General features: G+C 52.1%; 8 protein-coding genes and 1 pseudogene. 8 read left to right on the top strand and 1 reads right to left on the bottom strand.

Annotation, left to right across the window (positions count from 1 at the left end; all coding sequences use genetic code 11):
• Nucleotides 1–13: 13 nt before the first annotated feature.
• The 7 genes from AB4Z33_RS10885 (at nt 14) to AB4Z33_RS10855 (ending at nt 11795) form a co-directional block, all read left to right on the top strand.
• Nucleotides 14–952 (top strand): carbohydrate ABC transporter permease, encoded by a 939-nt coding sequence (locus AB4Z33_RS10885; RefSeq protein ID WP_442049954.1) that lies wholly within the window; start codon nt 14–16, stop codon nt 950–952.
• A gap of 168 nt (nt 953–1120) precedes the next feature.
• The gene (locus AB4Z33_RS10880) at nt 1121–3115 is read left to right on the top strand and encodes a glycoside hydrolase family 43 protein (protein WP_442049953.1); all 1995 of its coding nucleotides are present in this window, start codon (nt 1121–1123) and stop codon (nt 3113–3115) included.
• 341 nt (nt 3116–3456) lie between these two features.
• Nucleotides 3457–4182 carry an ABC transporter ATP-binding protein gene (locus tag AB4Z33_RS10875; protein WP_442049952.1) on the top strand — a complete coding sequence of 242 codons (726 nt, stop codon included), beginning with the start codon at nt 3457–3459 and terminating at the stop codon, nt 4180–4182.
• Nucleotides 4148–5215 (top strand): efflux RND transporter periplasmic adaptor subunit, encoded by a 1068-nt coding sequence (locus tag AB4Z33_RS10870; RefSeq protein WP_442049951.1) that lies wholly within the window; start codon nt 4148–4150, stop codon nt 5213–5215. The genes AB4Z33_RS10875 and AB4Z33_RS10870 overlap by 35 nt, the downstream gene beginning before the upstream one ends.
• Nucleotides 5216–5265: 50 nt before the next feature.
• Nucleotides 5266–8133, top strand: a complete 2868-nt coding sequence (locus AB4Z33_RS10865) for an FtsX-like permease family protein (protein ID WP_442049950.1) — start codon at nt 5266–5268, stop codon at nt 8131–8133.
• A gap of 3 nt (nt 8134–8136) precedes the next feature.
• Nucleotides 8137–9030, top strand: coding sequence for an ABC transporter ATP-binding protein (locus AB4Z33_RS10860; RefSeq protein WP_442049949.1), 894 nt, complete (start codon nt 8137–8139; stop codon nt 9028–9030).
• A gap of 74 nt (nt 9031–9104) precedes the next feature.
• Complete coding sequence (locus AB4Z33_RS10855; protein ID WP_442049948.1) at nt 9105–11795, top strand: endo-1,4-beta-xylanase; 2691 nt, start codon at nt 9105–9107, stop codon at nt 11793–11795.
• A 320-nt stretch (nt 11796–12115) separates the two neighbouring features.
• Here AB4Z33_RS10855 and AB4Z33_RS10850 read toward each other — a convergent pair whose 3' ends face one another.
• Nucleotides 12116–12877 carry a response regulator transcription factor gene (locus AB4Z33_RS10850; RefSeq protein WP_442049947.1) on the bottom strand — a complete coding sequence of 254 codons (762 nt, stop codon included), beginning with the start codon at nt 12875–12877 and terminating at the stop codon, nt 12116–12118.
• 271 nt (nt 12878–13148) lie between these two features.
• Here AB4Z33_RS10850 and AB4Z33_RS10845 point away from each other — a divergent pair.
• Nucleotides 13149–13422: pseudogene (locus tag AB4Z33_RS10845) on the top strand (ABC transporter substrate-binding protein); the annotation flags it as partial.

Here is a 13422-nt window from a genome sequence, read left to right as displayed (position 1 = left end):
GGAGGGTTTTCAGATGGCTTCAAGCGATGTGAATCGGAACAAGAAATACAAAATCAAAGCCCCGATGGGCGATCGTATATTCGACATCTGCAACTATACTTTTATGATTTTGCTGATGGTCGTTACGCTTTATCCATTCCTTAACGTATTGGCCGTATCGCTAAATAGCTCACAGGACTCGCTTAAAGGCGGTATTTACATGCTTCCAAGGGTGTGGACGCTGGACAACTATCAATACATTTTCAAGGAGGCTACGATTTTCCATGCCACGTTGATCTCGATTTTGCGTACGGTCATCGGAACGGGCTTGACGGTGATATGCTCCGCGATGGTAGCCTATTCCATCAGCCGTCAGGAGTTTGTGCTGCGGAAGTTTATTACGCTTGCATTTATATTGACCATGTATTTTAGCGGCGGCCTGATTCCTACTTTCTTGTTGATGAGAGATTTGCATCTGGTAGGCAGCTTCTGGGTTTATATTTGGCCGGGCTTGATCGGCGTCTTCAACCTGATCATTATCCGCTCCTTCATCGAGAACTTGCCGGACAGCATTCTCGAATCGGGTAAAATCGACGGTGCCGGCGAATACCGGACGTTCTTCAGCATCGTGCTGCCGCTGACGACTCCCGTACTCGCTACTGTCGCCTTGTTCTCGGGCGTCTCTCAATGGAATTCCTGGTTCGACGTGTTCTTGTACAACTCTTCGCATATCGATCTAAGCACGCTTCAGTATGAGCTGCAGAAGATCTTGCAGAACTCCAACACGACTGCCGGTACGTCGGGCATGGATGGCATGATAAGCGGCGCGAGCGGAGCTCAGCAAAATAGAGTCACGCCGCTATCCGTCCGGGCAACGATGACAATCGTCGCTTCCGTACCGATTATCATGGTGTATCCGTTCTTGCAAAAATACTTTGTCAAAGGCATGATGGTTGGCGGCGTTAAAGGCTGAGTAAATTGTTATTTGCAATTCATCATGAGCGCGGGGCACCCAAATGGGGTGTCCCGCGCTGTTATTGCGCGAACCTAGAAATTGACGGGTAATGACTAAGTAATAGGCAGGTTGTTCCTATCCCTAGTTGACATTACTATGTTCTTTAATAGGGAAAGAGGTGACATCTTGCTGACCGTTAAGAAGCGTCTTGGACTCGGAGTTGCGATCCTTGCCGCGGGCACGGCAATATTTCTTTTCTACCAATCACAGATTGGCCGGAACGAATCGGAGCGACAGCCGTCTGAGGTTGTGTTGTCGGCTTACCTGAAGGAAGAGACGATAGAATTAAGCAAGGAGAAGGACACAACCTATGAAGTGAAATTATTGATGGACGATTTTCCGGTTGAGCAAGAAGTTGTGCAAATTCGCGCACTGCTGAACATTCCAGCTGCGTTCGAAGTCGATACAATCGTCCCGAACCCGAGCAACGTTTCGGCGGCAGCCGTCGCGTTCCAGCCTACGGAGGAAGGGGTGGAGCTTCGAATCGGCAATGATGACGGCTCGGTTATTACATTCGCCAACCTGGATGGCAGCAAAGAGCTGGCAACGATTACATTCATACAAAAAAGGGAGTTGATTGTGCAAATGAGTAAGGAATTTAAAGTAAACAGTCTGGATATTGTGGATTCAGGTAATAAAAGCACGGCGTATAACGTTAGCGGAGCGTCCGCCGAGATGAGCTATCAGCCGCCCGCAAGCGCGATCGGCAAGCTTCCTCAGAACGGCAATCCGATTGTGTCGCATAAATTCGGAGCCGATCCTTACGCGATCGTGTACAATGACCGCGTCTACATCTATAGCACTTACGACGTGCTGGAGTACGACGAGGCAGGTGAAGTGAAGGATAACACTTACGGGTCAATTAACCGGTTGTCTATCGTCTCATCCTCGGATTTGATGAACTGGACGGATCATGGCTTCGTAGTCGCTGCTGGTCCCGAAGGCGAGGCGAAGTGGGCAACGCAATCTTGGGCCCCGGCAGCGGCACATAAGGTGATTGACGGCAAGGACAAGTTCTTCCTGTACTTCGCGAACAACGCGAGCGGGATTGGAGTACTGACAAGCGATAGCCCGACCGGCCCTTGGATCGATCCGATCGGCAAGCCGCTGATTTCGAGATCGGCGCCGGCAGCGCAAGGTGTAACTTGGCTGTTCGATCCGGCCGTACTGGTTGACGACGACGGCACGGGATATATCTATTTCGGAGGAGGCATCCCGGATGGGAAGGAAGAGAAGCCGGATACGGCTCGCGTTATGCAGCTTGGCGACGATATGATCAGCGTTGTCGGCGAAGCCGCGGTCATTCCTGCGCCGTTCATGTTCGAAGATGCCGGCATCAATAAGGTTGGCGACGTTTATTACTACACGTATTGCTCGAATTTCTACGGAGGCGCCAGGCCGGAAGGAAGCCCGGCGGCAGGTGAAATCGCCTATATGACCAGCGAAAGTCCAATGGGTCCGTGGACGTATCAAGGTTCCATTCTGAAAAATCCCGGCCACTTCTTCGGCGTAGGCGGCAACAATCACCACGCGATGTTCCAGTTCCACGGCGAGTGGTATATCGCCTATCACGCGCAGACGTTGTCCAAGGCAATGGGCGTACCGAAAGGCTATCGTTCGACGCATCTGAACAAAGTAAGCTTCGGCGCGGATGGTGCCATTCAGGAGATTGAAGCCGATCTGAAAGGTGTTCCTCAGTTGAATAAGCTTAATCCGTTCGTTCGCGTGGAAGCGGAGACGCTTGCGTGGAGCGCTGGCGTCGATGCGCTGCCGCAGAAGAGAGATGATAGAGGAACGGCTGTCGCAGAACTTGCGATTGCGGACATTCATAACGGCGATTGGACGGCTGTAGCAGGAGTGGACTTCGGCGATGGCGCATCCGCCTTCTCGGCGTTCGTAGTTGGCGGAATCGATGATGCTATCATAGAGCTGCATCTGGATAGTCCGGAAGGTGTCGCGATTGGCTCGCTTGCCATACCGAAGGGAGAGGGCTCTACTAGCTGGACAGAAGTGAAGACAGCGGTCGCAGGCGCCGAAGGCGTTCACGATCTRTATTTCGTGTTCAAAGGCAAGGCCGATGTAGAGTTATTCACTTTCAATGCATGGCAGTTCGGCAAATAAGTTAATGGAAGTGTTTTGTGCAGCGCCAGTCGGGGGAGTCCGGCTGGCGCTGCTTGTTTTTTATTAATACTTTTCGCCTTCGTGCTTCGTGTAAGCGCATATTTGCTCTTACAGAGCGAAGCAGGGTTTGTGACTGTGTCCGTAAGTACATATAGGCTCTTATGGAGCAAATCCGGAAGATCGAGCCCACCAGCCGCACCTTCGTGTCAGAGCGTATTTGAGCTTACAACCCGAAAACCTATCGTTTATAAGGTGAACGAACAAGAAACGAACAGGTACTTCTCAAGAAATGAAAACGTTAAAATTAATAGTGATAATGAGATAAAACAAGGAGGTTAGCGATGTCGGCGAAGAGAGAGTCACCGAGTGCAGCAAGCGGCGAGACGATATTAAAGGCGATCGGCCTTAAGCGGATATTCGGCAAAGGCAATGGCGCCGTCACCGCGTTATCGGACGTTCATTTGGATATACCGGCCGGATCGATGGTGGCGCTCAAAGGCAGGTCCGGCTCAGGCAAGACGACTTTGCTGAATATGCTTAGCGCGCTTGACGAGCCCACGGAAGGACAGGTGTTCTTTCAAGGCAGAGAAATTACGCGCATGCCCAGCAAGGCGAGAAGCGCTATACGTCGAAAGAAAATCGGTCTCGTGTTCCAATCCTTTGGTCTCATTCCGCTTATGAATGCCTACGAGAACGTTGAATTCGGACTGCGCGTGGCGGGTACGCCGTTCAAGGGCAATCGCGAGGCGGCCGAGCGGGCGCTGGAGCAGGTCGGGATGAAGGAGCGGATGAAGCATCGTCCGGCCGAGCTGTCGGGAGGCGAGCAGCAGCGCGTAGCGATCGCACGGGCGATTGCCCATGAACCCGTGCTGCTTATCGCTGACGAGCCGACGGCCGAGCTCGATAGCCGGATGGGCATTCAAGTGATGAGGGTTTTCCGTGAGCTCGTTAATCGTTCCGGGATGACGGTCGTTCTAACGACGCATGACCCTGGCATCATGGAGCTTGTTGATCATGTTATTTCATTGGAGGATGGAACAATTGTATCGCATACGAACATCGAATAACGGATATGGACGGGTGTTGACGGCAACGCGGCGAGCTGCAATCGCACTAGCCGCGATGCTGGCGCTGTCCGGATGCGGACTGCTCCCTGCCGAGCAGCAAGCCTTGCAGCCTCCGCTCATACAGCCTGCGCAAGAGCAGCTGGATATCGTGGAAGCAAGCCGTGGATCCATTCAGACGTATCTCAAAGGAACAGCCCATTTCGTCTCCTCGAGCTCGGAGAACTTGTCGTTCAAGGAGTCGGGAGGCCGGCTTAAATCAATCAATGTGACGATCGGTCAAGAAGTGAAGGCCGGTGATCTGCTCGCGGAGCAAGAAACGGGAGATCTTGAGCTGCAATATAATCTGCAGAAGCTTAACTTGGAGAGAGCGCAGCTGATGTATAAGCAAGCCCGTGACTCTGACGCAACGCCGATCGATCTTCGTCTGCGCGAAATCGATCTTGAGCGAGAGAATATGTCACTGCAATCGATGGAGACACGGCTTGCGAAATCGAGGATATATGCAACGATTTCCGGGACGGTAACATTCGTGGAAACGTTGAATGCGGGGGACTTTGTGAATGCGTACCAACCCATCGTATCGATTGCGGATACGTCTCGCATCCAACTCACGTATGTCGCAGGTGAAATGAAGGAAGTACAGCCGGTCGAAGCGGGCATGCCCGTCAGTCTGAAGTATAAGGGCAAGGCTTACACGGGCAAAGTGCTGCAATCGCCTTCCAATGTTCCGATCGGCGCRGATGGGGCCAAAGCTGAGCGTAACGCAGTAACCCTGTACATGAGTATGGACAATGCGCCGGACGGCATCCATATCGGCGACAGCGCCGAGCTTACGATTGAGCTGCAGAAACGCGAGAACGTCATCGTTCTGCCTCGCTCGGCCATTCGCTCTTATATGGGACGTTATTACGTGCAGGTGGCGGAAGGCGAACGACGCAAGGAGGTCGACGTTGAGGTAGGGCTGATAACATCGACCGAAGCGGAGATTGTCAAAGGACTCGAGGAAGGCCAGCAGGTCATTCTGAATAACTAACATGAAGACCAGTTACAAGCATGTAACTGGCGCAAGGATGGGGTGTACGTATGGCCTTATGGACGATGATCCTCCGCAAGATGGCAAACAACAAGTGGCTGCAGCTGAATCTATGGATCGGCCTCACCGTATGCGTGGCCTTATTCAGCTCCATGCCGCTTTACTCGGAAGCCATCCTGCAGCGAACGCTGCAAAAGGAGCTGCAATCGGTGCAGCTTCAGGAAGGCGTGTATCCGGGTTATATTCGCATCGGTACGACCGTATCCGCGTCGGCAATGGACGCGAAGACGATCGAGGCTATCAAGCGGGCGGACCGATTCGTGCAAACAATACCGGGCAGGGCGGGACTTGAAGCTTTATCCTTCTATCAGCAGCGTTTCACGCAGCGCATGAAGGTGTACGGTGCTGACGCAACGGATCAGGAGAAGCAATCGCAGAAGACAGCGGGCAGCATCAGATCGCTCTCCGGACTTGAGAAACGCGTTCGCTTGATCGATGGCGCAATGCCGACCGTTCGCGCCGACGGTATTTACGAGGCGCTCGTTACGCAGAAGTTTCTAATCGCGACGAAACGCGATCTGGGGGACGAACTGATTGCCGAAGCGCCGGACAAAACGAAGTTTCGCGTCATCCCGGTTGGGATTATGGAGACCAACCCAACGGCAGATCCGTATTTGCCTTTTCTTACTTCCGAGGATAGCGACGGCTTCATTATTCCTTTCGATCAGTTTGAGAACGATTTCATACTTGGGGGCATGACGAAGCTGGCAAGCTTGGATTGGCGCCTAGCACTTAATTACGAGGAATTAACGATCGATAATATCGATGCATTCATGCAAGCCGACAAGGATATTAGACGTTATTTCCGCGGCCGCATCGGCGTCGACGAGGTCAACATTCCTGCCGTATCAACGGTTAATGACTATCAGGGAAAGCAAGAGAAGCTTGACGTTATGATGCTGTCACTCTATTCGCCGGTTATGCTCATGCTTGCCTTCTATCTCTATATGGCCGCCAATCTCATTATTGAGCGGCAGAAGACGGAAATATCCGTCCTGCGAAGCCGGGGGGCAAGCCGTTTGCAGATTATGACGGCTTATACGCTCGAAAGTCTGTTTCTTGGTATAAGCGCGCTTGCCGTTGGTCCGTTTCTCGGCATTTGGTTCACGAAAGTGCTTGGCGCATCGAACGGTTTCCTGGAGTTCGTCAATCGCTCGGCGCTTGAGGTCAGTCTGACCAGCAGCGCTTACATGGTGTCATCTGTGGCGGTAGCCGCCGCATTGGCTTTGATCCTGATTCCGGCGTTCATGGCGACTAGAGTCAGTATCGTCAGTCATAAGCAGCAAAACGCCCGCCATAACAAGCTGTCGTTCTGGCATAAGACGGGCCTTGATTTTATCCTTGTCGGCATAGCCGTATATCTGCTCTACAATTTCAACAAGCGCCAGGAGGACTTGCAGCGGTTAGGGCTTGACTCGGATGCCTTCCAGCTCGATCCGATGCTCTTCCTCATGCCTTCATTATTCGCGCTCGGAGGCGGCTTGCTGCTGCTGAGGGTATATCCATGGTTCATTCGACTCGTCTATCTGGCAGGTCGCCGGTGGTGGTCGCCTGCACTGTACAACACGCTAGTTCAGATCAGCCGGTCGTCCGGACAATACCAGACGATTAAGCTGTTCCTCATCATGACCGTCGCAACGGGACTCTTCAGCGCGAATGCGGCCCGTACCATTAATGACAACATGGAGAGCAAGATTCAGTACAATATCGGAGCCGATATGACTATTATGACTCGCTGGGAAAGCGATGCGCGGCCATCGACCTATATGTCGTCCGCTCCGCAAACGCAAGCCGATACGACAGCTTCGAGCTCGAACCGGGTTCAATACACCGAGCCGCCGTTCCAGCCTTTCGAAGAGCTGGAAGGCATCCTCGCGAGCGCCAAAGTGTTCAAGAAAGAGAAGGCGCGATTCGTAACGCCTGCAAGCGGAGCAAGCGGGGCGACTACTCTGATCGGCATCGACACGATGGACTTCGGCCGGACGGCTTGGATGAAGGATGGGCTGCTCGAACACCCCATTAACGGGTACCTTAATCTGCTCGCGCCCAATACGAAAGCGGTTCTCATTTCTCGCTCGATCGCGGACAAGGCAAAGACGAAGCTGGGCGATACGATTTCACTGTCTTGGGATGGGCTCGATCAAGCACAATTCGTCGTTTATGGCATTATCGACTACTGGCCGAGCTGGAATCCGCTTCCGACCGGCAATGCCGATAACGAGAAGGCTGTGCAGCCGAACTTGATCGTGGGCCATCTCGGCACGATTCAGAACAGGCTTGCCGTAGAGCCTTATGAGGTGTGGCTGAAGCTGAAGGACGGTATTTCTAGCCAAACCGTCTACGACCAGTTGGCGGAGAAGAAGCTAAGAATCATCAATCTTCAAGACGCTACGCAAGAGCTGATTCAATCGAAAAACGATCCGTTCAGACTTGCGATCAACGGTGTCATGACGCTTGGCTTCGTCATCTCTATGCTGATCAGCTTTTTCGGCTTCCTGCTGTTTTGGGTGCTTACGCTGTCGGGCAGAACGCTTCAATACGGCGTGCTGCGGGCAATGGGCATTCCATTCGGGCAAATAATCGGCATGCTCGTCAGCGAGCAAATGTTGACTTCAGGAGCGGCGGTTCTGTTAGGCGTCGTCATCGGCAATACGATAAGCGAGCTGTTCGTGCCGTTATTCGAAATGTCATTTGCAACGAAGGATCAAGTGCCGCCTTTCGAAATGATTCAACAGCTTAGCGATTATCTGCAGTTGTATAGCATTATCGGCATTACATTGACGCTAGGCCTTCTAATCCTCGGTTACCGCTTGTCGAGAATTCGGATTGCGCAAGCTCTCAAGCTTGGAGAGGAGTAGACGATGATTAAAAGCGAAGGGCTCGTCAAAATTTACAAAATGGCGGATCTTGAGGTATTCGCCTTGCAAGGTCTTGATCTGCAGGTCGAAAACGGAGAGTTGATGGCGATTATCGGCAATTCCGGCAGCGGGAWGTCGACGCTCCTGAATATGCTTGGTGGCCTCGATAAGCCGTCAGCCGGCAAGCTGTTCGTAGACGGTCAAGACTTGCTGAAGTTCGGCGAGAAAGAGCTGGTAGCGTACAAGCGCGATACGGTCGGTTTCGTATGGCAGAACAATGCGCGCAACCTGATTCCATACTTGACCGCATTGGCTAATGTAGAGCTTCCGATGCTGCTGCGCGGCAAGCGGCGAAGGGCACGGGCGATGGAACTGCTGGAGGCGGTGGGGCTTGGACATCGAATGAAAAACAGGCTGAGCGAGCTGTCTGGCGGCGAGCAGCAGCGGGTAGCGATCGCGATCGCGCTGGCCAACGATCCGAAGCTGCTGCTCGCCGACGAACCGACGGGCTCGCTTGACACGAAAACATCAAACCAGGTTCTCGATTTGTTCCGGACACTCAACCGTTCGATGGGAATTACAATCGTAATCGTAACACATGATCCGGCGCTAGCGCGCAAGGTGGACCGCGTTGTCCAGATTCGGGACGGCAAGACGTCGGCGGAAATGATCCGCAAAGTGTCGTACGCCGACGAGCTGGCCATGTTGGATGCCGAGAGCGCCATGCTTGAAGCGGAGAGCCACACGGAATACGCCGTGCTTGACAAGGCAGGACGGCTGCAAATTCCTTCCGGATTCCTTGATATGGACGGTTTCAAAGACAACAACAAGGTACGCGTGGAAATGGAGGACGGCCGTATCGTTCTCTATCCCCAGTCAGCGAAGCAGACAGGCTAACCAAGCGCCATTTCCACTCCCCGCAAGAGGAGTTTGATATGGATAAATGATTGGAGAGAGGTGTTGTTCGCAAGATGAAACGGTTAAAAAGGTTGATGGTACTGGGACTGGCCGCAGCGCTGATGCTAAGCGCAGCAACGATTGGCTCGATCACGTCCCGGACGCAAGTGTATGCGGAGGCAATTGATGAGACATCCTTCGAGCCCCAGCGTATCGCAACGGACTTTGAGGACGGAACGGTACAAGGCTGGCAGCCGCGCGGCGGAGGCGTTATTTTGTCGGCATCGTCTGATGCGGCTTATTCGGGCGAGTATGGGCTTAAAGTGGAAGGAAGGACGCAAGGCTGGAACGGCCCAACGTTCAACGTGACGTCGTTCATGGAAGTCGGCAAGACATACGGCATCACGGCATGGGTACGTCTCCCGGCCGGCTCGAGCGCCTCGTCCGTCGGCATGCTCGTCGAGCGGACGACGGACGGCACGCCCTATTACGAATCTGTCACGACCAAAACAGCGACGGATAGCGGATGGGTGAAGCTGTCGGGCGAATACACGCTCAAAAATCCCGTTTCCAATGCCGGTGTTTACTTGGAATCGTTCGACAATCCGACGTTATCCTTCTACGTTGATGAATTTATAATTGAACGCGTACCCGATCCGATTCCGATCGAAATCGAGCAAGACATACCGAGCTTGAAGGATGTGTTCGCTGACGATTTTCTTCTTGGCTCAGCCTTGCTCGTTAACGAGATAGCAGATAAGGAGGGGCCGGACGCTGAGCTGCTCAAAAAACATTTCAACAGCCTTACCGCAGGCAATGAGATGAAATGGGATGCGACCGAGCCGGTCGAAGGGCAGTTTACTTTCGCCAATGCGGATAAAATCGTAGAATTTGGGGAGGAAAACGGCATTGCGGTACGCGGACATACGCTGATTTGGCATTCGCAGACACCGAACTGGGTGTTCTATGACGACAATGGCAATCTAGCCAGCAAGGAATTGCTGTTCGCGCGCATGAAGAGCCACATTGACGAAGTTGTCGGCCGCTATAAAGGGAAAATCTATGCCTGGGACGTCGTGAACGAGGTCATTGAGCCGGGAGATCGTAAGCGAGGCGGCTTAAGGAACAGCTTATGGTATCAAATCGCAGGCGAGGAGTACATCGAGAAAGCGTTCGAATACGCCCATGCTGCCGATCCGGATGCCGTGTTATACATTAATGATTACAACACGCATTTTACGGATAAACGGCAATTTATATATGACCTGATCAAGCGCCTCCAAAACAAGGGCATACCGGTCCAAGGTGTCGGCCATCAGACGCATATCGGCATCGCGAGTCCTTCCATTCAGGAGCTCGACGACATGCTCGCGGCCTTCCGCGACCTTGGCATCGAGCAGCAAGTTACAGAGCTGGATATGAGCGTTTATACGAATGACGCCGAGTCTTACGAGACCTTCCCGCTGGAATTGCAGATCACACAGGCGAGACGGTACCAGGCGATCTTCGACGTGTTCAAGAAGCATGCGGATCAGCTTACATCCGTCATCTTCTGGGGCAAGGACGATTTGAATACTTGGCTGCGAACGTTCCCGGTCGATCGGAACAATTGGCCGCTGCTGTTCGATGAACGTCTTCAAGCGAAGTATGCGTACTGGGCGCTTGTTGATCCAAGCAAACTGCCGGTTGAGATACACAAGACATCCGCAGTTGCCGGCACCGTGAAGGTAGACGGCAAGCTGGATGATTCATGGAAGGCAGCAAGGCCGATAACGATTCAATCAGCGGGCAGCAAGGCTGCTTCTTACCGGACACAATGGGCAGCCGGAAAGCTGCATGTTTGGGTCGATGTGCTGGACTCGTCGGTTAACGGAAACGATTCGGTTGACGTATTCATTGACGGAAACAACGGCAAGACAACCTCCTACGAGTCGGACGACAAGAAGTATACGTTCCGCAGGAGCGGGGCGAATCCGCATAGTCCAGCCGAATACAAGGCGGTCAAAACCGCGACCGGCTACGTTATCGAAGCGTCAATTCCGCTCGCGGGGGCAGCTCTTGGCCAAACGATCGGCTTTGACGTACGAATCAATAATCGTTCAGGCAGCGCTACCTCGTTGACGTCGTGGAACGATGTTCATCATAAGCAGGATGCCGATACGTCGGGCTTCGGCGAGCTAGAGCTAATTGAAGGCCCTCAATTGACGAAGGCTGTGCGTGGAACGCCGATTATTGACGGCCATATCGACGGCATCTGGACGTCAGCATCCGCCATTACGACAGACCGGTGGGTGCAAGGAACGTCCGGTTCAACAGCGAAGGTCAGAACGCTCTGGGATGGCAGCCGCCTTTATATATTGGCGGAAGTAACTGATTCGCTGCTTACAAAACGAAGCGCGAACGTATGGGAGCAGGATTCGGTAGAAATATTCCTTGATCAAAACGATGCAAGAACCAATCCGTATGATGCGGACGACGGGCAATACCGGATCAACTTCGACAACGAGCAGTCCGTTAGCCCAGGTTCTTCGAGCGGACGGCTCGTATCCGCAGCGAAGCTTACTGCTAACGGCTATATCGTCGAAGCTTCCATCGCTTGGACTGGAACGGCACCTGCGGCCGGCAGCTTGGTTGGTTTCGACGTACAGGTCAACAACGACCAAAACGATGACGGCATTCGCGACAGCATCGCGATCTGGAATGATACGACAGGAATGACGTGGCAGAACTTGTCCGAGATCGGACTGCTGGAGCTTACGAATTAATTGAAAGGGCTGTCCCGGTATCGGGACAGCCCTTTCAAACCTTTATTGACAAGGAGTGGAAATGTGAGACTGTCGATTCATAAGGCTCGCTTAGAGTTGCACTAGCTTTTGGATGGACTTTATCCAATCAAAAGGCTAGGAATGAGAAGATTTCAGAGTTTGGCTGGATTTTGTGCAGTCAAATGGGCGGAAAAAGGTTACTGAGGGCTAAACTGCAGGTTTTGGCTGTATAATTTCCACTTAAAAGTAATTTCGTAGCTGATTTGGGTCGATTAGACTGTATGAAATACAGGCTAACGTAACCCTCTTCTTGTAAGCGGTTACGCAGTAATGAAAAACATTTTTCGATATTCGTTGGCGCTTACGCCCGTATACGCTTTGAATTTCTTGTAGAACCAATCCATTTCCGTATAACCGATCTCATTCGCGATTTCATACACTTTCATGTCCGTATTCTCAAGCAGCAGCTTCGCCTTCTCCATGCGCTGTTGCAGCAAATATTCATTGAAGGTCATATTTTCCTGGAACTTAAACTTTTGACCCAAATAAGAGCAATTGAAATGAAGGCTATTGGAAATTTCCTTTAAGGTGATGTTTTGATGCAGCGCCTCATCCACATATTCCTTAACCTTCTCGATAATATTCGGTTGAGATTGGGATTCCTTTTCCGTCGGCGTCCATGACAGCGCTTTATTTTTGTCGATAGCGCAATCGAGCTCGGCTTTGACGGCCAACAAGCTTGACGTTAGCTCGACAGAGGAAACAGGATCAGGCAAATAATCGCTTACTTGGTAATAGAGAGCCTTCCGGGCAAGCTGGAAATCGTTGCTTCCGCCAATCAGAACAATCGGTACGCGGCTCTTCTGGCGAATGTAATCGCAAAGATACAAGCCGTCGTTATGGGAGCCGTTCATACTTATCAGGATTAGTGAAAAGTGGTTTCGGTCGAGAAAATCGATCGCGTCCGCAGAGCTGTTCGCATAAGCGTCCATTTCAAACTCGATCCGATTCCATTCCGACATATGTTGCAACATCTCCAACGACGATGAGGAGTCAAAGTCGACAAGCAGCACTTTATACACGATGATTACCTCCTATTTGTACTTAGGGGTTTTCCTTATGGGAGAATGACTACGCTTTAATTATGTGAACTGGGCGCAAACGAAACAACGTGCTTTTCTTTGCATAGCCCACAGGTTTTTACTTCTTGCTCAAAAAACAAATTTTCGTGAAATGAAATGATTTCCAATCTAGAATTTGACGGGTGACAGACCTGTATTCGCACAGGTTGTTGCCTGCCTTATGAAAGCGCTACACTTTCGGTGTAGTTCAATATGTTAAGGGGGATTCGCAATGAAGATTCGCAAATTAATGGTGCTGCTATGCGCGTTCGTTCTCGTACTTTCCGCATGCAGCGGCGGTTCGGGCAACGGCAGTAGCACGAACAACGGATCAAACCAAGCTACAAACAACGGCGCTGGCAACACGGCCACAGCTGCGCCGGAGGGTGAAGAAGAAGTAGATGCCGGCTCGCCGGAGATGGACTTCGACTTAGGCGGCAAAACGATCAAAGTCGTATCCTGGTGGGATATGACGATACCTGAAGACAACCCGGACAACATTCAAA

Source organism: Paenibacillus sp. 2TAB19 (assembly GCF_052115185.1).
Lineage (GTDB): Bacteria > Bacillota > Bacilli > Paenibacillales > Paenibacillaceae > Pristimantibacillus.
The sequence above is the reverse complement of the archived record's forward strand: the minus strand, read 5'-3'. Positions and strand labels throughout refer to the sequence as shown.

What these genes read in the sequence shown, in the direction of transcription:
- AB4Z33_RS10885 (WP_442049954.1), top strand. Translation starts at nt 14, where the DNA reads ATGGCTTCAAGCGATGTGAATCGGAACAAGAAATACAAAATCAAAGCC.
- AB4Z33_RS10875 (WP_442049952.1), top strand. Translation starts at nt 3,457, where the DNA reads ATGTCGGCGAAGAGAGAGTCACCGAGTGCAGCAAGCGGCGAGACGATA.
- AB4Z33_RS10865 (WP_442049950.1), top strand. Translation starts at nt 5,266, where the DNA reads ATGGCCTTATGGACGATGATCCTCCGCAAGATGGCAAACAACAAGTGG.
- AB4Z33_RS10855 (WP_442049948.1), top strand. Translation starts at nt 9,105, where the DNA reads ATGAAACGGTTAAAAAGGTTGATGGTACTGGGACTGGCCGCAGCGCTG.